Source organism: Arcicella sp. BE140 (genome assembly GCF_031456255.1).
Lineage (GTDB): Bacteria > Bacteroidota > Bacteroidia > Cytophagales > Spirosomataceae > Arcicella > Arcicella aquatica.
In genome coordinates this window covers 181,563-205,234 of sequence record NZ_JAVDUE010000002.1, presented here as the reverse complement: position 1 = coordinate 205,234, position 23,672 = coordinate 181,563, and the positions used below count along the sequence as shown (strand labels likewise).

18 protein-coding genes are annotated in these 23,672 nt (G+C 34.3%); 12 read left to right on the top strand and 6 right to left on the bottom strand.

What is annotated here, in order from left to right:
• Positions 1 to 3,288, top strand: coding sequence for a DUF499 domain-containing protein (locus J2Y60_RS04205; RefSeq protein WP_309913727.1), 3,288 nt, complete (start codon positions 1 to 3; stop codon positions 3,286 to 3,288).
• A 185-nt stretch (positions 3,289 to 3,473) separates the two neighbouring features.
• On the opposite strand, the gene J2Y60_RS04200 is transcribed toward J2Y60_RS04205, so the two are convergent.
• Positions 3,474 to 3,734 (bottom strand): hypothetical protein, encoded by a 261-nt coding sequence (locus J2Y60_RS04200; protein ID WP_309913723.1) that lies wholly within the window; start codon positions 3,732 to 3,734, stop codon positions 3,474 to 3,476.
• Positions 3,735 to 4,006: 272 nt separating this feature from the next.
• On the opposite strand from J2Y60_RS04200, the gene J2Y60_RS04195 reads away from it, so the two are divergent.
• Genes J2Y60_RS04195 through J2Y60_RS04175 form a run of 5 tightly spaced genes read left to right on the top strand, consistent with a single transcriptional unit; the run spans position 4,007 to position 10,557 of the window.
• On the top strand, positions 4,007 to 4,624 hold the full coding sequence (locus J2Y60_RS04195; RefSeq protein ID WP_309913720.1) for a hypothetical protein: 618 nt from the start codon (positions 4,007 to 4,009) through the stop codon (positions 4,622 to 4,624).
• Between the two features lie 39 nt (positions 4,625 to 4,663).
• The gene (locus tag J2Y60_RS04190; RefSeq protein ID WP_309913718.1) at positions 4,664 to 5,794 is read left to right on the top strand and encodes an AAA family ATPase; all 1,131 of its coding nucleotides are present in this window, start codon (positions 4,664 to 4,666) and stop codon (positions 5,792 to 5,794) included.
• The gene (locus J2Y60_RS04185; protein ID WP_309913715.1) at positions 5,767 to 6,498 is read left to right on the top strand and encodes a hypothetical protein; all 732 of its coding nucleotides are present in this window, start codon (positions 5,767 to 5,769) and stop codon (positions 6,496 to 6,498) included. Before J2Y60_RS04190 ends, J2Y60_RS04185 begins: the two co-directional genes overlap by 28 nt.
• Positions 6,495 to 8,858, top strand: coding sequence for a hypothetical protein (locus J2Y60_RS04180; RefSeq protein WP_309913710.1), 2,364 nt, complete (start codon positions 6,495 to 6,497; stop codon positions 8,856 to 8,858). Before J2Y60_RS04185 ends, J2Y60_RS04180 begins: the two co-directional genes overlap by 4 nt.
• Positions 8,824 to 10,557: a hypothetical protein gene (locus J2Y60_RS04175; protein ID WP_309913706.1), complete on the top strand. Its 1,734-nt coding sequence runs from the start codon at positions 8,824 to 8,826 to the stop codon at positions 10,555 to 10,557. The genes J2Y60_RS04180 and J2Y60_RS04175 overlap by 35 nt, the downstream gene beginning before the upstream one ends.
• Before the next feature lie 136 nt (positions 10,558 to 10,693).
• Here J2Y60_RS04175 and J2Y60_RS04170 read toward each other — a convergent pair whose 3' ends face one another.
• The 4 genes from J2Y60_RS04170 to J2Y60_RS04155 all read right to left on the bottom strand — a co-directional run bounded on the left by J2Y60_RS04170 (position 10,694) and on the right by J2Y60_RS04155 (position 17,690).
• The gene (locus J2Y60_RS04170) at positions 10,694 to 12,115 is read right to left on the bottom strand and encodes a RagB/SusD family nutrient uptake outer membrane protein (protein WP_309913700.1); all 1,422 of its coding nucleotides are present in this window, start codon (positions 12,113 to 12,115) and stop codon (positions 10,694 to 10,696) included.
• Positions 12,116 to 12,157: 42 nt separating this feature from the next.
• The gene (locus J2Y60_RS04165; protein ID WP_309913698.1) at positions 12,158 to 15,667 is read right to left on the bottom strand and encodes a TonB-dependent receptor; all 3,510 of its coding nucleotides are present in this window, start codon (positions 15,665 to 15,667) and stop codon (positions 12,158 to 12,160) included.
• Between the two features lie 182 nt (positions 15,668 to 15,849).
• Positions 15,850 to 16,950, bottom strand: coding sequence for a FecR family protein (locus J2Y60_RS04160; protein ID WP_309913695.1), 1,101 nt, complete (start codon positions 16,948 to 16,950; stop codon positions 15,850 to 15,852).
• 131 nt (positions 16,951 to 17,081) lie between these two features.
• A complete protein-coding gene (locus tag J2Y60_RS04155) occupies positions 17,082 to 17,690 on the bottom strand; it encodes a sigma-70 family RNA polymerase sigma factor (RefSeq protein WP_309913692.1) in 609 nt (202 codons plus the stop codon).
• A 232-nt stretch (positions 17,691 to 17,922) separates the two neighbouring features.
• Between J2Y60_RS04155 and J2Y60_RS04150 the strand changes: the two genes are divergently transcribed.
• From J2Y60_RS04150 to J2Y60_RS04140, 3 genes are all read left to right on the top strand, one after another.
• Positions 17,923 to 18,132, top strand: a complete 210-nt coding sequence (locus J2Y60_RS04150) for a hypothetical protein (RefSeq protein WP_309913689.1) — start codon at positions 17,923 to 17,925, stop codon at positions 18,130 to 18,132.
• A 166-nt stretch (positions 18,133 to 18,298) separates the two neighbouring features.
• Positions 18,299 to 19,351, top strand: a complete 1,053-nt coding sequence (locus J2Y60_RS04145) for an arginyl-tRNA--protein arginylyltransferase (RefSeq protein WP_309913686.1) — start codon at positions 18,299 to 18,301, stop codon at positions 19,349 to 19,351.
• Positions 19,352 to 19,412: 61 nt separating this feature from the next.
• The gene (locus J2Y60_RS04140) at positions 19,413 to 20,081 is read left to right on the top strand and encodes an epimerase (RefSeq protein WP_309913683.1); all 669 of its coding nucleotides are present in this window, start codon (positions 19,413 to 19,415) and stop codon (positions 20,079 to 20,081) included.
• Here the strand turns inward: J2Y60_RS04140 and J2Y60_RS04135 are convergent.
• Positions 20,078 to 21,202, bottom strand: a complete 1,125-nt coding sequence (locus tag J2Y60_RS04135) for an adenylate/guanylate cyclase domain-containing protein (protein ID WP_309913680.1) — start codon at positions 21,200 to 21,202, stop codon at positions 20,078 to 20,080. The genes J2Y60_RS04140 and J2Y60_RS04135 overlap by 4 nt on opposite strands.
• Positions 21,203 to 21,469: 267 nt before the next feature.
• Between J2Y60_RS04135 and J2Y60_RS04130 the strand changes: the two genes are divergently transcribed.
• From J2Y60_RS04130 to J2Y60_RS04120, 3 genes are all read left to right on the top strand, one after another.
• Positions 21,470 to 22,216, top strand: a complete 747-nt coding sequence (locus tag J2Y60_RS04130; protein WP_309913678.1) for an acyl-CoA desaturase — start codon at positions 21,470 to 21,472, stop codon at positions 22,214 to 22,216.
• A 107-nt stretch (positions 22,217 to 22,323) separates the two neighbouring features.
• Complete coding sequence (locus J2Y60_RS04125) at positions 22,324 to 23,136, top strand: phytanoyl-CoA dioxygenase family protein (protein ID WP_309913677.1); 813 nt, start codon at positions 22,324 to 22,326, stop codon at positions 23,134 to 23,136.
• 109 nt (positions 23,137 to 23,245) lie between these two features.
• Positions 23,246 to 23,632, top strand: coding sequence for a group III truncated hemoglobin (locus tag J2Y60_RS04120; protein WP_309913674.1), 387 nt, complete (start codon positions 23,246 to 23,248; stop codon positions 23,630 to 23,632).
• Positions 23,633 to 23,672: the final 40 nt, after the last annotated feature.

Genomic DNA, 23,672 nt, shown 5'->3' with positions numbered 1-23,672 from the left:
ATGAATATTACACAACTACAAAGAGATAATTTAAGCAAGGCTTTAAGCTTTTTTATAGAAGCCTTTCGTCCATATATTGTATCAGTACTTCAGAACAAATTTGGAGAAAGATGGCCCGCCGACTACGCCAAAACGGTATTATTGCCAGAACAAAAAATAAAATGGGATGAAGCTTTACGAAATGGTAGCTCACCAATTGGGCTATTAGATTATCCACATTTTAAACATTTTGCCATTAAATACAAAGACTTACTTAAAACAGACTTCGGAAAAAAAACGGGAGATTTACCTAATTGGCTTGGTGAAATATACGAAGTTAGAAACAAGGTAGCCCATTATAACGATACTATTGAAGAAGATGAATCCTTAAAAACATGGATTCACATGCGAACGATTGCTCGCTTGTTGAAAATGACAGAGTTAGAAGAAGAATTGACTAATCTTCAAAACATCAAAACCCAAGAATCAAAGACTAATATTAAGACAGAAGATATAAGTTCTGTTAAAACAGATGCCCAGCCGTGGTTCAAGCTCGTTCAACCACACCTTGATATTCGTCAAGGACGCTTAGATGAATCGGTATTTGCTGCCAATTTAGCAGAAGTTGCAATGGGCAATGGACGAGAAATTTATAATAACCCTGTTATATTCTTCTCAAAAACCTACTTTACATCGGGTTTAAAAAGCATTGCTAAAACAGTCCTGAAAGGCTTAAATGGTAAAGAAGATGCCGAAAATAGAGTTATTTCCCTACAAACAAGTTTTGGTGGAGGAAAAACCCACACCTTAATTTCTCTCTTCCATTTATGCAAATGGGGAAAAGGAGCTACTTCTTCTCCTTTCACCCAAGAATTACTAAATTTTACTGGTGTTCCCGAATTTGAATCAGCCAACATTGCTGTCTTTACGAACACGACCAACGATGCTGCCAATGGAAGGCAAGCCGAAGCAGGTGTCCATATTCAAACCATTTGGGGAGAAATAGCCTATCAACTAGGAGGAAAAGAAGGCTATGAGATTATTAGGAAAAACGATGAACAGCTAATTGCACCAGCAGGCTTATTCAAGTTAGTATTAGAGAAATGCAAACCAGCATTAATACTCATAGATGAATTAGCCGATTATTGTGTAAAAGCTTCTGCTCGTAAAGCAGGTGATAGTAGTTTGGCCGACCAAACCATCAGTTTTATGCAAGAACTAACGGAGGCAGTTGCAGGCACTAATAATTGCGTGGCAGTAATTACGCTTCCAGCAAGTCCACAAGAAGTAGGAAACACCCCACAGGCACAGGCAATATTGAGCAGTTTACAAAAACGAGTAAGCCGAGTAGGTGCAGACACCCAACCTGTTGCCGATGATGAAATTTTTGAAGTAATACGTAGAAGATTATTTGAAGACATTGGCGACAAAAATATTATCGAAGCAATTGCAACAAAATACTCAGACCTCTATCAACAATTCTGGACAGAGTTGCCAACCCATGCTGCCAAAACAGAATACAAACAACGTATCATAAAATCATACCCTTTTCACCCTGAACTGATTGATATTTTTAGGATTCGTTGGGCAAGCCATCATGATTTTCAACGCACACGAGGAGTTTTACGTTTATTGGCATCCATTGTTAGTGATTTATGGCAAAGACAACAATCGCTTGCTGGAGGAAATTTATTGATACATTCGGGCGTTGTAAACTTTGCCAATTTGGATGCTATGAGTGGTCAACTCAAGAAACTCTATGGTAATGGTTATGATGCAGTTATCACTGCTGATGTAGCAGGAGCAGCATCAAACGCATTCAAAATAGACACTAACGAAAGAGAATATGGACAATGGTACTTGACACAAGCTATTTCCTCCGTTATTCTAATGAACTCTTTTGGAAGCGATGGAGCAAACAAAGGTATTTCAGTACCAGAGATTAAACTTCACTTACTCACACCCGAAGGTTTCAATCATAACAATATCAACGGTGCTTTAAACAAACTGGAAGGCGTAGCCCATTATCTATACTATGCTCAAACAGGTGGCTCTGGTAAACGTTATTGGTTTCATACTAAGCCAAATATCAATATTTTGATAAATCAAGCCAAAGGCGACATTAAAGACAATGATGTAACGGCTGAAATTATAAAACGAATCGAAGAAAAAAGGAAACAGATACAATTTTTCAATGTATTGGTAAATCCGTCAGAAGATATACCCGAGCAAATGAAACCCACATTGATAATTTTGAGTCCAACTTATTTGGCAAATCCTAATCAAGTGAATGGGTATACCAAAACGCTGATTGAAAAAATTGCGACAAAAAAGGGGAATAGCGAACGTATTTATAGAAATACTATGCTTTTCCTACTTTGTTCAGAGGTTAGTATCGGACAATTACAATCATGTATTAGAGAGTATTTAGCTTGTCAAAAAATTAGCCAAGACTACCAAGGTCAATTAGAGCCAGACCAAAAGAGTGACCTAAGGCGTAGAATGGAAGAAGCTTCAAAGCAATCAGAAACAAGTTTGGTTGCTACATATTCTATTGTAGTGAAGTATTCGGTTAAGAACGGTATTGACAAATTTTTAATCAAACAATTCAAAGATACATTAGATAATCAAATCAATAACAACCTTATTAGTCAATTGAAAGAAGAAGAGTGGCTTTTGGATTCTGTTGGATTGGGTACACTTCGTACTAACCAACTATTACCAACACCACAACAAGCCATCAAGGCTAAAGACATCTTTGAGGCATTCATACGTTTTGATGATAAACCAATGATTACTGGCATTGAAGCGATTCAAAAAAGTCTGTTGAAATATTGCTATAATAATGAATTTTGTATAGCCACTGGCGATGGAGCATCATTTACCAAATACTTTTTAGGGGAAAATGTACCCTTCTTTGATGTCAGTGATACAACCTATTGGTTGATAGATAAATCGCTAAAGCCAGTTCCACTACCTAAGGTAGAGGAAGGAGGAATACCAACACCAAGTTCACCACGTAATGTAGTTAATGACCCAAGCCCGACTTCAACATCAACAGTTCCTAGAGAACCTTTACCTGTTCAAAAAAATATAAAGTCTATTACTATTTCAGGGAAAGTTCCTTTTGAGCAATACACACAGTTATTTACAAGCTTTATTATACCTTTGGCTCAGAACAACATTGAAATTGAAATAAAAATAAAAGGGAAATCAACTCAATCAAAACCAATTTCAGAAAATAGTCAAGAATATAAAATTATCAAAGAGTCAGCCAAGCAACTTGGATTGAATTTTGATGAGGAATAAAAATGCTTACTAGCTTTTGCAGAAAGTAAGTCTTAATAAGAATTATTCTCAAACATTGAAAACACAAAAATCACTCAGAAACTAAGTATGAATGATTTTTGTGTTTTACAAATATTAAATTAAACTCTAATTTTAAAGGATTTATTTACACAATGCCAATATGTAGAATTAAACCATACAAAAATTTAAAGAATAGGTACTAACAATTTATCTTCCTTTACCATTTCTGAGTCATTTAGTTTCTCCTCCCTTCTCTTCTTAGGAAAATAAAAATATACCAAATATATTCCCCCGATAAAAACTATGAGTAAGAAAAAATAGAGAAAACGCCAAAAGCTAAAGCCACTGCTCTTCTGAGGTAATACTGTTTCAATGGTTTTCTCAATGACGATACCTGACAAACCTTCACCAGCATTTGTAAACGGATGTGATATTACTTCAAACATGATTATGATAGTTTTACGGTGTCTAATAAAATGGTATAAACATCCTCAATTTGATTAATAGTTTTACTAACCTTTTCGCAATGAATGTTTTTGTATTCAACTTTTTGACCTTGTCGATTTTGAAAAGCCTTTTTCAATAAATCGTTTTCATAAAAACTAACTTTCCTTTTTAGGTTCTTTTTTTATTGTTGTCCAATCGATTCTAACTCATCTATAGTATAAATTATCTTTTTTATTTATCTTGCTTATACAATACACTTAAAAGCATCATAATGGATAATTACTTTTTGATGATGTTAAGAGCTATCAGAGAGCAAGAAGAAGTAATTCTCTATAATGACATCCTTCAAGTTTCAGAGCCTGAACAACATCAAGCTATAGCATATTTAAATCAGGTTTATCAACAAGAATCTTTAGAATATCCGTATCAATCTCCACCGTTTGACTCCTCCGCTGGACTTTGGGCAGCAAAAACTGTTTATGTTGCATCTCAATTACTGTTATATAGAAAAAATACACAGTCGGACTTATTATCTTTATTACCTGAATTTGCACTTCCAAAAACAAGTGCAGGAGTACTCTCTGTAGATTTAACGTTACGTTTTCTTCCAGATATTATTACTCAATTGGACATACTAAATCCAGAAGACGAACTCATTCCTATTTTGGAAAAACACCTTTATACTTGGCATTATTCTGGAGTATCGTATCCCCTATCGGTTGAAAACCTTGACTTCTCAATTGAAACTTCAGACCCTTGTCTACGACAATTATATGCTAATCGAATTATTGAATACCGAAGAAAGCCATTGGAAGAAACCACAGCCTTTGCGGATATTGTAGGGGCTTCATTAGGAAATTATCGTGATTTTTTTTGGAAAAATTATTAAAATATTAAAAATATCGGCTACAGGCCATAATGACGTTTTATGAACTCTATTGACAAGTTAAATCAGGTACTATCCTATATTAAAGCTTCTTTTATCGGTAAAGACGAAATTGTTGATTTGTTGGGTATAAGCCTTATTGCAAGAGAAAATGCTTTTTTGCTAGGCCCTCCAGGGACAGCTAAAAGTGCTATTATCCGAATGCTATCGAAGGGCATTGAAAATGGGAATAATTTTGAATATCTACTTACTCGCTTTACCGAACCGAACGAAATATTTGGGCCTTTTGACATTCGAAAATTAAAAGAAGGCGAATTAATTACAAATACTGAAGGCATGATGCCCGAAGCATCAATGGTTTTTTTAGATGAAATATTCAATGCCAATAGTGCTATTTTGAATAGTTTATTAATGGCATTGAATGAACGTATCTTTCGCAGAGGCAAAGAAACTCGTAAACTTCCAGCTTTGATGTTTGTAGGTGCAAGTAATGTGTTGCCTGAAGATGAAACACTTAATGCTTTACTAGACCGTTTCTTGATTCGAGTAAAATGCGATTATGTAAATCCGGATTTATTAGAAAGCGTTTTAATAGAAGGATGGAAATTACAAAGAGATGATAACACTGCTATGCCAACTATTAGCCCAAGTGAAATTATAGAACTTCAGCAATTAAGCAAAACTGTTGATTTATCCCCTATTAGAAAACAATATGTTGATCTGCTTCATAACTTAAGAAATACTGGAATTAAAATATCAGATCGTCGTGCTGTTAAAATTCAGAATTTACTGGTTGCAAGTGCCCTAATTTGTGGAAGAACAGAAGCTATCATTTCTGACTTTTGGGTAATAAAGTATATCTGGGATACAGAAGAGCAAATTGAAATTTTGGCTGGAATAATTGATGGTATTATCGGTAAGGAAGTCACGCCACAAAGTCATCAACAAGCTTTATTCAATAAAGTCCCTAACAGTGAAGAATTAATCAAAGAAATAATAATGTTGGCTGAAAAATGGGAAAACGGTGGTTTGTCATTTGAAGAAAAAAATGTAATTAAAGATAAATTACGCTATGTTCAAAATAGAAGTGGCTGGATTAAAAATCAAGAGCATAAACAACATATTCAAGAAAAAATAGAATCGTTATGGCACAAAATACTTCAGACCTTATAAATTATTTTTTGGCCATTGACGAGCAACATATTGATTTTTTAGGTAAAATCAGGCACTGGGATAACCTGAAAATTGGAACAGAAGACAATCTGTATTGGGTAAAAAATTTATCGTATGAACAAATTGATAGCTTGGAAGTAAAAACTATTCCTTTCAAAACGATTTATTATGCCCAAGAAAACAAATTATTCAAACAAGGAAGTCTATTACCTGAGCGCACTATTCCAACTTTACTATGGACTCCAATAGAAAGAGGTTTATCAATTGAACTTCCTAATTATAATTTTAACTATTTCGGTATAAACGAAAAAGTTGAAATCAAGCTTGTTGAATCAGACAGTGAAAAGCCTGTCGTAGGAATGCTTGTAAAGAAGCATATTTTAGAAGCATATATACAACATGCTCCAGCAATCCGTTTTCAAAAATTAGAATGGGTAATTATAAACGATGAGTCTATTTTTATTGTAGGAGAACCGAATTTACCTATTCAAGGAGATATTTTTTGGAAGATTAACAACTTCTTTTTACCGATAGGATACGCTTTTGAATTTCCTATTTTAATCAATATTATAGCCAAAACAATTAATCCTACTTCTCAAAATTATATTATTTATTACACTCAAAATGACTATTATTTAATAAATAAGTATGATTTCCAACCACTTTCAATAAGTTCATTCAGATTGAGTTTTTATAACCTATGACACTGTACGAATATTTTCAATCAACACATAATTATTTCTGGCAATGGGAATATGACTTTGAAGAGACAGATGATAATGAGATTATTAGCATCCCTCGAGGAAATACTATTGCCTATAAAAATATGGTAATTGATATTATTGATAAACTTAGTTTGCAAGGAACACCCTCATTTGGAGCTTTACTTTTGCTGATTATAGCTACTAACCCCAATGCACAACATGATATTAATAAGATTGATAACTTCATTAAAACCTATTTAATCAAGCAAACTTTATTTACTTCTAGAAACTCCGCCATCGTTTCAGATACAATAGATTTTTTGCATTTGGTAAGTAGATTACCTAAGGAATATAAAGTTGGTACTAATCGAATTTTGTTGTTTCAAACTTTGATGCAAAAAAACCATAATTCCGTATCTTATAAAAAGATAAGACCAATTGTTAATGCCATTAAATTAAAAAGATATAATAAAGAACAATTAATGACTCCGATTGACTTTAATGAAGCTATTTTTATTAAAGATTTCAGAACCATTAGTTTAGTAGCGAATAAGTTTCGTTCTGTAGAGGAGATTACTTCAAAAATGGGAGATATTTTTCCAATTAATGAAGAATTACTTCTTGAGGATTCAATATCTGATGAAAAACCAAAGCTTGATTTTGTAGAAGAGCTTATTGATAATACAAATACTTTCCATATTGGCGCATTGCTGAAAAGAATTTGGTCTGGCTTAGATATACCTTTTCAAAATGTTTTACCTAGTCAGCAACCCATTGGAGGGTTCTCTGATTTAACCAATAAAGGAAGTTTTGACAGGTTATTAATTTCTGAATTTGCTCATGATGACATTGTTTTTCTAACTCGTATTGCAAATAATCAAGCGCTTTATATCAACCGAGAAATTCCACCTCAATCTGAAGAGTTAGAAAGAATAATTCTGATTGATGTCTCAATTAAAAACTGGGGAACACCCAAAACACTTGCTCATGCATTATTATTAGCCATCGCAAAACATCCGAAGTCAAAGATAAATTGCACAGCTTATGCCTTAGGTGATACCTATCAGCCTTTATATTTTGAGCATATTGATGAAATTATTAAAGGTACTCAACTATTAGCTGGTTGTTTAGACGCAAGTCAAGGGTTGGCATCTTTTTTTAAGATGAATCCTCCTAATAAGACTCATGAAATATTTTTTATTAGTACTAACGATGCCATCAAATCGGCATCTATTCAAAAAGTACTGAGTGATAATCATGCAGCAATTAATTATTGGATGTACACAGATTCTGAAGGGAAAATAGATGTTTTCAAAAAACAGTACAATAGTAGAAAACATACACAAACACTTAAATTACCTTTGGATGAGTTATGGGCTAAAAAGCCTAAAAAAGAAGTAGTATTGCCCACTGAACAAAACACTTCCAATATCGAGAACTTATCTTTTAACATTTTATTTCCAAAACAAGAAAAAGGAGAATCTACTCTTTGTACAAGTGACGGACAAATTTATCACATTGTTGGAAAGTATTTATTTTGTGAAGTAGGTCCAGAAAAAGGTTGGAGAGTAGTATATGACAATATACCTAGGTCACATGCTTATGAAATTGGTCTGATGTCTGATGGCAAAATCATTTTCTTGTATTATGATTTCCATAAGAAAGAATTAACCATTACTAATCTTACTACTAAATTTAAAGCTTCCATTATATTTGATTGGAGAGGAACTCGCAAAAAATTTATCTTTAAGGATAATGCATTTTATTTATTAATGTCTCAAGATGCTTGGGAAATTACGCTAACGGATAAGGTAACTATGTTAAAAGTGGAGTTGCATCCACTTCTTGATAACTTTAGGAATCGTGAAGTGGTACTTCAAAATTTAAAAAAGGAACCCTATTTTTCAGCTAATTTCCTTAAAAATATTAAAAAAATATATATAAACTGTGATGGTAATTTAAGTATCAATTCTCATGAGTATATTCTTAATTACAAAACCATACAACTAAAGCAAATTTATAAAGTTCCGACTGTGGCACGCGTTGAAACTACTTCTCAAGGGAAAGGGGTATTCATCTTTCCAAATGGACATTCTATTACCGTTAATCGCTTAGGGATTATTACATTGTCTAGTACTACACTAACGGCGAAAAGAAAACATATTTATATTCCTACGATAATAAATGAATCTTTGGGTGTAGGTACAGATTTTTATAATGCTGGCAATTTATTTTATAGCCCAACGAATGAAACTGAAAAACATATTGATACTGAACATTTTTGGATACACTATTTACAGCTTTTTATTAAAGAAATTTTAGACTATGAATCTACGCATAGAACCATATCATCAAAATAATCATCCTCTAGCAGGTGTTTTGATACAAGGGAATAATCCTACAAAATGGCTTTCTGAGATTCAGTCGATGAATTTGAGTTTAGAAAACGTCGTTGCATATCCAATTCCAGATACTACTCCTAATAGTATTTGGGGATGTTTGCTTTTGGTCAATTTAGAAAATCATACAATTGACATTCGACTTAATACTTATGTTCAAGCAGTTAATCCATTTGTTTATATACCTGAAAAAACAATTCTTTACCCGATTTTATCTAAAAATGATATAGATAAATTGTTCTTGCAGAAACTAGTTATCCTTCATCCACATTTTGGTCTAGTGGAACTATCAGAATCTATTAATTGGCTAGATATGATTTTGGTTTCTCCACAAACAAAAACGAATATTCGTCGACCTGATGATTCAGTTTTTATTCCAAAAAAGGTAAAAAGTTTTCAAGTAGTATCAGTTTCTGTCGAGGATACACTTGAAAAATTGGAAGAAACAATCTTTCCCAAACAGCAAACATTTGATGATAAACCACTTAATTCATTTGAAAAAGCTAAGCTATTTGTTTATGATAAGCTTTTCACTAAGAATCCAAATGTAGATGATACAATAGGTGATAAGTACCTAGAAAAGCCTTTATTTACAAGATTCAAATGGTTGACGAGTCTTTTTTCAAAAAAGCAAGATGCAATTGCTGAAGAAATGAAACTGGATTTGGAAGATTTAGAAAAGAGAAACGAAGAATATCTTGATAAACTTTTAGAAATGCTCAAGAATAATCCAGAAGAGGCATTGAAATATGCTATTCCCCTTGATGATGGTACATCTAGAGGTGATGACGCAATTTCAGCAGCTAATTTTTCAAAACAATGGAGCAGTTTGTTATTAAATGGTAATCAAGAGAGCAATATTAAAGGCGGTGGTGTTTTATTCAACAACGATCATTATGAAAAGCTGCAAAGAGAATATTTTGAAACAGCACAAAGGTTAATTGCTAAAAAAGAGTATCATAAAGCAGCCTTTATATTTATTAAGTTGCTGAAAAATAATTATCAAGCTGCTAAAACCTTAGAAGACGGAGGTCTTTACCAAGAAGCTGCTGCCATTTATTTAAAATATGTAAAAAACAAAAATCAAGCAGCTATATGTTATGAGAAAGGAAACATGATACATGAAGCAATAGCTCTTTATAAAGAATTGAACTTAAATGAAAAGGCAGGAGATTTGTACATCAGCATCAATCGACAAAAAGAAGCTTTTATGCTTTATCAAAAAGTAGTTGATGAGTATTCTAATAACTATCAATATATCAAGGCATCACTGATTTATAAAAATAAAATGTTTGATGTAGAGTCAAGTCAAGCGTTATTATTCAGAGGTTGGATAAATAATAGAGACGCTTTTAACTGCTTAAATAATTACCTTAACAATCTCGAGAATGACACTAAACGTTGGCAAGCCTTAGTGAAAGTATATAAGGAAACAGTTTCCACGCACAACGAAGAAAGTTTTCTAAATATATTGAAATATGAGTTTGAGCGTGAAAATGAATTCAATGAAAGTATCAGGGATATTGCATACGAAGTAATTACCAATAGGCTCCAAACAGATCCGAGTATTGTTTCTGAATTAAAAACTTTCAATCAGCAAGACAAACAATTAGTAAAAGATACCATACGCTATAAGTTAAATGTCTCTAAGAAATATTAATATAACATTCATTAGGACACTTTCCCTCACTCATTCTTTCTTATAGTGATGTAGCTAAATGCTCACCCATCATGCTAAAAAAAGCTGTTTGTATCACTACAAACAGCTTCAAACAGTCCTATATCAATAAGCTATTTTAATTATACCCATTATTCTGCGTAATACCAGCATTCTGTGAACGAACAATCTGTGGAATTGGTAGCAATAATTTATCGTTAGTAATGGCTTTTCCCTTGGCTGTCAATAAGGACACTGCTCTGCCACTACGTTTTAAATCGAACCAACGATGAAATTCAAGGGCTAACTCTACCCTGCGTTCGTGTTCTACTGCCAGACTTATCGTCGAATAAGCGGCTGGATAATTCGTTTCTCCAAATTTTGGTAACCCAGCTCTAGCTCTTACTAAATTCAAGTAGCTTGCTTCGCCTGTGGCCTCGGCTAACATCAATAAAACATCTGCATAACGCAAAACCATAAAATTATTATTGGCTAATGGATTCCCTCCTCCTAATACTGCGTTGGTATGCGTCCATTTTATAGGATATTTCTGAGCAATAAATGTGTTTCCATTATTATATCCCAAGGCTATTGATAAGTCACGACGAGGGTCACCGCTTTCATATTCGTTGTATAAATCATCTGTTACTTGGTTCATGCCTGCTCCGTAAAATCCTAAGAAATTATTATTTGGATAAAACGTTTGGTAATATCTGCTATAAGGTGCCGATACTGAACCTCCTAAGTATTGAATCTCGAAAATTGATTCTTTCGTATTTTTTACGTTTGGTCCCCAAAGACTTGCATAACTTGGCAACAGGGCATATTCATTACTATTATAAACTTCTTTCAAAACTGTTGCAGCCGATGTTTTATCGCCCAATGTTAAATATACCTTTCCTAATAACGTTTGGGCGGCTCCTTTTGAAGCACGACCAACCTTTGTACTTGGTATGGCTGAGGCCAAAGGCAATTTATCAATGGCAAAAAGTAAATCTTTTTTAATTTGCTCGTATACTGCTGCTTGGGGTGAACGTAGGATAGCATACGCTTCATCACCTGTTAATGGGGTTGTTACTATAGGCAAATCTCCCCAAGTTTGAACCATATTAAAATAATATAAGGCTCTGAGAAACTGCATTTGAGCTTTCACTTCATTTTTATAAGCTGCACTCAAATTAGCTCCTTCAATTTTATTCAAGACAATATTGGTACTAAAAATCGATTTGTAGTAGTCTTGCCAAAATTGGTAAACCATCGTATTGGTGGTCATTAATGAGTAATCTTTAAATTGCCATTTATCGGCTTGAATACCCGAAATATTGAACATAATGGCATTGTCGCTCATTTGTTCATTACAGTATGATACTGGCCCTTCAGGATGATATATCGTATAAAGAGAAGCATAGGCTGAATTGACAGCCAATTCAAAATCATCGGTTGTTTTGAAATTATCCGCAGTAGCATTTGAAATAGGGGCTAATTCCAAGAATGAATCCTTACAACTTGTTGCCATCAAACAGATGGCTAACAGGACGTATAATTGTTTAATTTTTTTCATTGTCTTATCTGTTTTGAGGTTCCTTGAAACCAAAATATCTTCTTAAAAATCGAATTTAGCACCAATCGTAATTACTCTTGGAATTGGATACGACCCATAGTCAACCCCTACAAAAGCACCATTTGGAGCATTTCCTGAGGCATTTAACCCCGTTGAAGTATTACCGTTGGCTTCTCCTGAGAAACTAGATGCATTATAGGTAGTATTTTCAGGGTCATAATTGGTGTAATGACTCCACAAGTAAACGTTCTCAGCATTCATGTAAATACGAGCGGTTTTAACTGGTAATTTTTTTAGGATACTAGCAGGTAAGCTATAAGAAATACGGATATTTTTTAACCTTACGAATGACGCATCTTCAACCCATAGGCTGGTAAATTGGTCTTGCAAGCCCGTTAAACCCAATGTTGCTCTGAAGTGCTGCCCGTCGCCAGGGTCTGTCTCCGAACGCCATCTATTAGCTACGCCCGAATACATGTTACGCCCGTTATTCCAGAAACCTGAGTAACGGAAGTTTTGATTAACAATTTCGCCTCCGAAGGTTCCTTGAAACATAAATGAAAAGTCGAAGCCTTTGTATGAAAAAGTGTTGTTCAATCCCGCCATAAAATCAGGCTGATAATTTCCTAATGTTGTACGGTCGTCTACCGTAATTTTTCCATCGCCGTTTACATCTCTGATGATTGGGTCACCTGGGTGTGTCGTTGAATAATGCGGATAAGCATCTACTGCGGCTCGATTTTTGAAAACGCCATCTACTACATATCCATAAAAATTAGAAATAGGTTGTCCAACTTCCGTTTTTACTGCTACCACAAAGTCCGTATACGTAATAGGTGCATTGCTTTGACCTAATTGCAATACTTTGTTACGGTTCAAACTGAAATTAAAATCAGTCGACCAACTGAATTTTCCTTTTACGTTTTGTGTATTCAGGTTCAACTCAATCCCCTTATTCTCCATTTTACCAATATTGGTCAATTGGGTTGCAAAACCTGTAATATCGGGTACGGGAACATTCAATAACATATCGTTGGTAGTAGAATTATAATATTCTGCTGATAAACCGATACGATTATTCAATGCTTTCAAATCAAAACCAATGTTAAATTGAGTGGTACGCTCCCACTTTAAATCTGTATTAGCAATGTTAGCAATGGTCAATCCCGGTGCTAATGTTGTGCCTGATACATAGTTAGATGAATTCAACAAACTTTTAGAACCATAATTTGGAATTTGGTTGTTTCCCGCCATACCATAGCTCACTCTTAGTTTAAGGCTACTTATTGCATTGACATCTTGTAAGAAGCTCTCGTCTGATATCATCCATGCGCCAGATACAGAAGGGAAATAACCCCAACGAGTATTTGAGCCAAAGCGAGAACTACCATCACGACGAATAGCGGCTGTCAGGAAATATTTATTCTGAAAATTATATTGTGCTCTCGCTAAATATGAAAGCATAGACCATTCAGAGGCATTGGTAAAACCGCTTGATACAACCCCTGCATTAAGGGTTTCAACCAAATCATTAGGGAAACTTCCAGAGGTAAGCGATGCAAATTCATTGCGTTGTTTCTGAGCTGAATACCCTAACAATACGTTGACATTATGATCACCATACGACTTTTCATAGCTCAACGTATTCTCACTTAGCCAGTTAAACGTATATCCACTTGTTGAATATCCTTCGGCTGCTAACACTCCCGAATATCCGTAACCTTGTTTGTTTATCCGATAAGAATTATAACGAGTATTATACAAATTGGCATTAATACTGGTTCTGAATTTCAATCCATCTATTATCTTATATTCTAAAAACCCTGTCGCTAAGGTATTAAAGGTTTTATTTTCTTTATGGATATAACGTGTCAGAGAGTATGGATGCCATAAATTCAAATCGTTATAAGCTACATATTTGTTCCAAACTGAATTAGGGTCACGGTAACCAATGTTGCCATTTTCGTTGTAAACAGGAAATATAGGGTCGCTTTGTAAGGCTAAACTCACGACATCACTTTTACCTTGTGTTCCATCAGTACGGTCGAAAATACTGGTTACGCCCAAATTCAACCCAATTGTAAATTGTTCGCTAAGTTGATGTTTAATGTTAGAACGAATAGAAAGGCGTTTATAATAATTTTCGTCCAACACTGCTTGCTGATTGAGATAAGCTGCAGAAAACATAAATTGTGTTTTCTCTGTACCACCCGATGCAGATAATTGTGCATTTTGTGATGGAGCTACTCTGAACATTACATCTTGCCAATCAGTACCTTTCCCAAACTGTTGTGGATTAGTTAAAAACTCGTCAGGTATTTTATAAGTTGAAGTACGAACACTGTTCGGGTCTGAAGCCTTATTTTTGGCTGGATTCAAATCTACCCACGCATTATTATGAGCATCGATATAATAATCAATCCATTGCTGAGCATCCATCATCGATACTCTTCTTTGTACACTTTGTACGCCAGATTCATAGCCTACGCTAAAGGTAGTTTTTCCTGCTTTTCCCAATTTTGTAGTTACTAAAATAACGCCATTTGCTCCGCGAGAACCATAAATTGCAGCAGACGAAGCATCCTTCAATACCTCTACCGATTCAATATCTTGTGGGTTAATCATATTCAAGTTAAAGTTTTCTAAAGGCACACCATCTACAACAAACAATGGGTTTGTCCCTGCTGTAATTGAACTAACACCACGAATACGAATAATAGGCGAAACTCCTGGTGCACCTTGACCCTGCGAAATGTTTACCCCAGCAATTTGCCCTGCCAACGCCTGCGTAACGTTACTAAAAGAACGGTCTTGAAATTGTTTGAAATTAACAGATGATACAGCTCCTGAAACCGCTCGTTTGCTTTGCGTTCCATAACCCACTACTACTACTTCATCTAATGATTTTTGGTCAACAGCCATCGAAATATTGAAAACTGTTTTATTTCCTATTGTTACTTCTTGTTTTCCATAACCTACATAACTAAATACCAAGACGGTATTTTCGTTGGCAACGTCTATTTTGAACTGTCCATTCGCATCTGAATTTGTGCCTTTGGTCGTTCCTTTGATGGTAATATTTACACCTGCCAAGGGATTGCCTTTTTCATCCTTTACTGTCCCAGAAACACTTTGCTCTACGGCAAATTCTTCCTTGCTTTCCTCCACAATATTCAAGGATTGTGAAACATTTTCCAGTTTTCTTAACACAATCTGTTTGTTTACTACTACATAGGTTACGGCTAACGGCTTGAGTAAACGTTCAAGTACTTCTGCCAGTTTTTCATTCTTGGCAGATAAAAAGACAAGTCGCTCTAATGGCACTACTTGCGAGTTATAAGAAATGCGTATTTGAGCAGTTTTTTCGATTTTTTGCAAAGCTGACTTTAGCGCAATGCCATCAATCGATACACTGATTTTTCTATTGAGTTCTTCTTGGGCTGAACTTTTAGCCCAAGAAAAACTCGTGAGAGATAAAATCATGAAAAACTGTAGTCCAGTTATTTTCATAATAGTAAGCCATAAGGCATTTGATTGTCGATTTTTTTTCATATAATTGTTCGTTTTTGAATTACAAAAGCACAAAAAATCCCCTTTCCCTCGCTAAAGGGTTTATGTTCATCAGGCATCAAGGGGATATAATATTAAGGTGTTAGCAGTGGTGGTACATTGCTAATACCTTTTTTTGTGTCTATGGAGGTAATGTTAAAGGAAAAAGCATAGCATGTCTTATTTTATTGGTTACAACCTCGTGATTGAATAATAATCTTTTCGTTTACTACTTCAAAACGAGAATTTGGCCCTATTGCTTCACAAATCAATTTTAGTTTTTCAAATAAAGGCTCGTCGGCTAGGCTTGTCGTTAACGAGCAATCTGCCAGTAGTTTTTGGTCAAAATAGATAGCAATACCATAAGCTTTTTCGAGTGTTTGAAAGATATCACTAATGGGCGTGTCATTAAATTCCAGCGTCGGCGTACTGCTAGAAGTAATCGCTAAAATTTGCTCAGGTTTAACATTCGACTGGTTAGCACTATGGTTTTCATTATTCACAATTACCTGCTGATTGGGTAATAATGTGATAATATTGGCGGTATTATCAACATTGGAATCTTCTTTCGGAAAAACCATTACTTTACCTGTTTTCACCACCACTTTTACGTTCGTAGATTTCAAAAAAGCTTGTACTGTAAAGCTTGTTCCCAATACCTTTACTACAACGTCTTTGGCATGCACTAAAAAGGGATGATTAGCATTTTTAACTACTTCAAAAAAAGCCTGTCCTTTTAAATAAACTTCTCTATTGCTAGCTTGCTCAAAAGTTTCAGGAAAACTTATTGTGCTGTTCGGTTGCAAAAGTACGGTACTGCCATCTGGCAATTCCACTGGCATTTTTTGAGCTGTAAAATTTTGTTTCTCAATCAGTTTCTGATTGGTTTTATTGACAAAAAGTTCTTGTGAAATATTTTTCTGCCATAGATAAGCCACTAACCCAATGGTAAGAAATATCGCTACCGACGCAACCAATTTTAAAAGTGATTCCCTACTTTGGAAAATTCTTACTGGAAAAGATGTGCTATTATTTGCTGTATTAATGATACTCAGGGTTTTATTGACTAATAATTCTACTTGAAAATCACTCACCGATTCTTCTTTTAAGGCAGTAGCAAGGATAAAGTCAGTAGCTTGTTGTACAATAGCATATTGTTGAGGATTTTCATTAACCCACATAGTCCAAAAGTCGTCAGGATTTTTATAGCCTGCATTCTTTACCCATTGAACAAATGTTGGTTCAAGGACAAAATCATCTATCGTATAATCATTATATTTTTTCATAAAATAATAATATGCTTTCTATATACAGTAGAAAGTCTGTAACAGGTTGATACTGCTTTTTAAATAAAAAAAATAAAAATATTTACAATCAACTGAGATTCAGCTCATTCAAAAGCCTCTGGCAGGAATATTTAATTAATATAAACCATCAGTAGGCTTAACCATACAGCATCATTTGGAAATACTGTCCGTAAAAAAGTAAGGGCTTCGTGAATTAAATTGCCAACGGTTTGATACTTAACACCCATAATATCAGCTATTTCCTGATTAGTGAGTTCTTTGAAGTATTTTAAATAAATGGCTTCTTTTTGGCGTTTTGGAAGGCTATTAAGATGTTGATTAATGATTTTTACACGATGTAGTTCGGTTTCATTTTGGATAATTTTTTCTTCGATAGAAAAACCAATATCAAAATATCCATCAGAGGCTGAATTGTCGTATTGAGTAGTAGCAAAAGTGTTTTTCTTGACTTCTGTAATAATTCTCCGTCTTACCGAAGCAAAAATATAGGCCTTTACAGAGCCAACATCTTCTTTGAGTGAGCATCTGTATTGCCAAAGCTGTATAAATACTTCTTGAATACAGTCTTCAATGACAGCGTCGTCACTAATCATTTTTCGTCCATAACTTATCAGAGGCTTCGCATAAAGCCTTAAAAGAGTAGCCAAGGCTTCTTCGTCCCCATTACGCAAATCGTACCAAAGGGCTAATTCATCATATCGTGAAGACGAATATAACATAAGTTATGGGTTGAGTTAAACAATTATGAAACACAAACAAACTGTTTACACAGAATATCAATAAATAAAAAAGAAAAAATACTAAAATTCTACTCAAAAAACAACCTCCTTTTATTAATTATTTTTTTCGAATACTTTCGTTTTTATTAAAATACAAATAATCATATTAATATCTGCTTTAGTTTTTATATTTGTTTAAGGATAAATTCATATTAACGAAACCATCTATCATATGCTTGGCGAACAAGAACTTGATTATTTAGAACAACAGATTCCAATTTTGGCAGAAACTGCTACTAAGCAAGCTTATTGGCAAACGCTTGCATCAGGTGATAAGGTTATGATTGCTAAGGATGGGCAATTAATTGAAGTTTCTCCTAATGGAACCAGACGTATTATTAGAGAAATTGATAAACCTGTAAGGGTTACTAATCGTTTTTAAAAAATTAAGAAGTGATAATAATATACAAACAATAAAGCTCTTCTAATTAACAAGTAATATTAAAAACTCACCTAATTAGCAGGCATCCCTCCCTTCTCTCTTTTATCAAACAAACATTTTCCTTATATTTATAGTTAGTTTTATATTAAAATCTTACTGTTTATAGATGTTTGCTAAATTAATCTTTCCTGATTCTATACACCCTGACGACCTAGATAGTTACCTTTATGATGGATGGTTCAGAATGGGTCAAACTATTTTTACTACTAATTTTCTAAAATTCTCAGGTACTATTTATAGTGCTATCTGGCTAAGAATTAACTTACTAACTTTTGAAAAATCAAAAACGCAACAAAAACTCAATAAACTGAATGCTGATTTTAGGGTCGAGGTTCAACCTATTCACCTCACTAGCGCTCATGAAGACCTTTTTCAAAAATATAGAAGCCATATTGCTTTTGATGCTTCGCCAAATCTTGAAAACCTCCTCTTCAACAATGGTGTGAATGATATTTATAATACCTACGAAGTGAATGTGTATGACCACCATACATTAATTGCTACGGGTTTTTTTGATTTAGGTAGTACTTCCTCTGCTGGCATTACTTGTTTTTATGACCCTGACTATCGAAAACACAGTTTGGGGAAATTTCTGATGTATCAGAAAATGGAGTTCTGCAAAAAACTCGGACATACTTATTTTTACCCTGGTTATTTTGCACCCGGCTATCGCTTGTTTGACTATAAATTAGATTTAGCTAAATCAAGCCTTGAATATCTTGATGTTTGTACTGATACTTGGCTTCCGTTTAGTCAGTATGACCCTAACATCAATCCATTAGTGATAATGACGGATAAGCTTAATCAGCTATCAGTATACTTAAAAGAAATAGGGTTTGAACATACCTTCTTTCAATATGAGTATTTTGATGCAGACTTAATGACGAGTTTGAATGCCCTGAACTTATTCGATTTCCCTGTCTTTATTTATTGTTTTGAAGTAGATGACACCAATACTAGTCCAATGATTGTATATGACGTACGAGATAATCAGTTTCATTTGATGCTGTGTTCTAGTGTTTTCAGAACCCATAGCGATTATAATATTGATGATCACTATTCTACTAATCTGTTAAAAACCGTTAAGCACTTATACTCAACAGAATCCATAAGAATGATGGCAGATGTTATTTCTATGTCTTTAATTAAAACAGTATAGCCATTTATAGCAATACTTCAAGTTTTTATATGTAATTTAAAAGATATATTAATCTGAAATTATGAAGAAAAAAATAAAAGCAATCATTACAGGCACAACAGGGATGGTTGGTGAAGGTGTTTTACACGAATGCTTATTGCATCCACAAGTTGAAACAGTTTTGGTTGTAAACAGAAAACCTTGTGGTATCAATCATCCCAAATTGATTGAAATCATCCATCAGGATTTCTACGATTTTTCTTCTATCAAAGATGACCTATCTGATTATAATGCTTGTTATTTCTGTTTAGGGGTTACTTCTTTAGGGAAAAAAGAACCCGAATACACCAAGCTAACCTATACACTTACGCTCTATTTTGCTGGAATTCTCAGTGAATTAAACCCCGATATGACTTTCTGTTATGTTTCTGGGGCGGGCACAGATAGTACCGAAAAAGGGAGAAGTATGTGGGCAAGGGTAAAAGGCAAGACTGAGAACGATTTGATGAAACTGCCTTTCAAAAATGTTTTTGCTTTCAGACCGGGCTATATTCATCCAACTGATGGTTTAAAAAATACTCAACGCTACTATTCTTATCTCAGCTGGTTATTCCCAATCTTTCAAACCTTGTTTCACAACTATGTTTGTACACTCACACAAGTTGGCTTAGCCATGATTAATGCTACGTTGGATGGATATAAAAAAAAGGTGTTGGAAGTAAAAGATATCCACGAACTAGCAGGCATCTAAAATTGTTCGATGCTCATAATCTCAACAAGATTCCGCTTTCCTTTTAACAAAACTTCACCCATTGACTGTACAACATACTGTTCAGTTACTTTTGCACAGTCAATCATTTCTTTAGAGGCCAATAAATATTTGCCGTGGTCGTTACAAACACTTTGAATCCTAGCAGTAGTATTTAATGTATCGCCATGATAGGCAATGTCTCTTTTTATATCTCCAATTTCTACAGCCGTTACTTTACCTAAATGAAGTCCTGCTTTAAACTTTGGCACAAAACCATATTCATTTTTATAGGCTTCAGCTCTTTTGTTGAATTGGGCTTCGCAGGCAAAATAAAAAGCGATGCATGATAAATCCCTTAGTCCTTCAGATTTTGCCCATGAAATCACAATCTCGTCACCTACATATTGATAAATTTCAGCACGAAACTCAGGTACTACATAATTAATATCCATAAAGCTCTGTTGAATAAAAGCACTGTATTTAATATGTCCTAAGGTTTCGGCAATACTGGTTGACGACTGCAAATCCATAAACATAAATACTCTTTCTTCTTCTTTCGGCGAGCGATACCTTCCCAGCAAAAGCGGTAATAAGACCCCTGGTCCAAATTTTTTATTCATCTGGTTAATAAAACTGATGAAAAGATTCATGAAAAAAGTGTAAATAAAGAACAACCAAAAGATATACTTCCATGACTGGTCATTGAGCTCTATATGATTTGCATTAAACATCGGGGCAATCATGCGTTCAAATAGCACAAACCTGATGATAGAGAAAAGTATTAGAAAAACAATAAAAGAAAGTATCCCCTTTAGGATGAAGACTCTGCCGAGAGATTTGCTTCTGAAAAAACTATTTTCTAAATAATATTCTATCATTCCAAAAAATGTACCGTACAAAACACCAAGGATGAGTGCCAGAATAAAATTAGAAAATATAGAATTTTGCACCACAAGTACGAACTCAGAAGAAAGCGAACGGACAAGTAAATAATTGATGGCTCCGAAGAATAGATGTGCTATAATCCAAAAATTTATTTGGATAGATAAATGGGTGAATAAGGGATATTTAAAAGTTATTCTCCTTGCACGACTTGTATAATCTAACTTTTCTACTGACATATCAAATGTTATCAAAATGTAACGCGGTTCTGAGGCTCAAACCAACTACAACAAATAAAGCTATTAAGTTCTAAAGCACATAAGGCTTGGTCAATTAATATTCAAATATTTTCTGAGTACCCAATATTAAAGCTTCGAACATCAATGAAATAATTAAAGATAGTGAGTGATCAAAATCATGCTATTGTTAATCATCCTCAGTATCTCCACTGATTTTTATCATATTTTAAGCCTAGCGCTTGCCATAATTTTGTAAAAAAAACTTATATGGCAATTTTAATTTTCTTTGTAGCACACTGGTACTTATCATTATTCTCACAAACATTCTTTTTACATCGCTATGCAGCACATCAGATGTTCACGATGTCTAAGGGTTGGGAGAAATTCTTTTACTGGTTTACTTTTATTACTCAAGGCTCTTCATTTTTAAGTCCAAAAGCTTATGGTATTATGCACCGTCTGCATCATGCTTATGCCGATACAGAAAAAGACCCTCACTCACCAAGTTATTCAGACAATCTTTTCCACATGATGTGGAAAACGAAGGATTATTACAATGCCGTATTGAACGACCGTGCTGGAATTGAGCCTAAATTCTTGAAGGGTGTTCCCTATTATGCCTTGGTTGAAAAACTAGGAGATAAATGGTTTGTAAGAATTGCTTGGGGTGTTTTGTACACTTTGTTTTATATGAAATTTGCTACACATGCTTGGGAATATGCCTTATTACCCATCCACTATTTGATGGGGCCTGTTCATGGGGTAATCATCAACTGGTTTGCTCATAAATATGGTTATGTCAATTTCAAAGTAAATGACACTGCTAAAAACTTATTACCTTTTGATTTCTTGATGATGGGAGAATCGTACCACAACAATCACCATAAATTAGGTGGTAGAGCCAATTTTGGTATCAAATGGCATGAATTCGACCCTACTTATCCAGTTATCTTAGTGCTGAATTTATTACACATCATCAAACTAAAACGCAATAACGACTTGAATTATATGTAAAATCAGTTGTGAGTTAGTGAATTGTGAGTTAGTGATTTTAGTTAAAGTCTCTAACTCACAATTCACTAACTCACAACTAACTCTCACTCATTCACAATTAATAACATATGGACTTTGAGGCAAAAACATTTACGCTTGGTGAACAAATAACTCCTGAACAAAAAGCGTATTTCGACCAATATGGATTTATTCATTTCAAAAATTTTATTACAAAAGAAGCCGTTGAGGCTTTTAAAAATGAGGCTCACCGTGTAGAAAAAGAATGGCTTACGGCAGGCATCGATAAGATGAACGGAATACCCCTGAAATTCGGAAAGGATGAAAAGGGTAATCCTATGATTCAGCGTTTATGCTTTTTATCACAACACAGTGCTATCTTGCATGAGTATTTACAAGACCCTCGTTTAAAGGCTTTACTTACATTGATTCCCAACAATGCCAATCGCATCGGTGAAGATGAAAAAGATGGTTTGGTTTTTAATCATTATGTAAATGCTAATAACAGTAAGTTTTCGCAAATGGGTTGGCATACCGATAGCCCACGAGATTTGTTTTTAGGACAAAAAATTCTGAAAATGCTGAACGTAGGTACACATTTGGATGATTGCCCGATGGAAAACGGAGGATTAAGAGTTTTACCGGGTACACATCGATTGAATAAGATGAAAGTGTTATTTTTGAAAAAACAATTCATCGACCATAACCCTGATAAAAACGAAGTTGGTTTAAATATAGAAGCAGGCGATTTAACCGTACACGATGGCGACCTTTGGCATAGAGTAGAGGTGTGTCCATTTACAGGTGAAAAATCACGCAGAAGAGTGATGTATTTCCCGATTGTTCAAGGAAAATATCAGCCCAAAGATGAAAAAAGCAAAACACCATTTTACCATAAATTGGGTAAATTAGTAGTGAAATGATAGTTGTGAATGAGTGAATTGTGATTTAGTGAATGTTTTAATGACTCTATTTGAAAGACAAAATTTAACAATCACTAATTCACAATTCACTAACTCACTAAATAATACCATGAAAAAAGACTTAGAAAGCCGTGAAGACATTGAACTATTAGTCAATAGTTTTTATGATAAGATACGCAATAATGATACTTTAGGCTATATTTTCGATGAGGTAGCCAAAGTAAACTGGGAAAAACATTTACCTAAAATGTATAGTTTTTGGGAGATGATTTTATTCAATAGAGAAGGTTATGAAGGACATCCACTTCGTCCACACCTTGTAATTAACAATCAACACCCACTAAATCCACAGCATTTTAATACATGGCTTGAGCTTTTTGAGGCTACCGTCAACGAATATTTTGAAGGAGAAAAAGCAACTGAAATTAAAAGTAGGGCTAAAAATGTAGCGTTGTCTTGGGCATTTAAAATACATCATTTTAACAGTGCAGAGTGAAGACTTGTCCACTTTTGAAAAAAGGGACAAGTCTAAATAC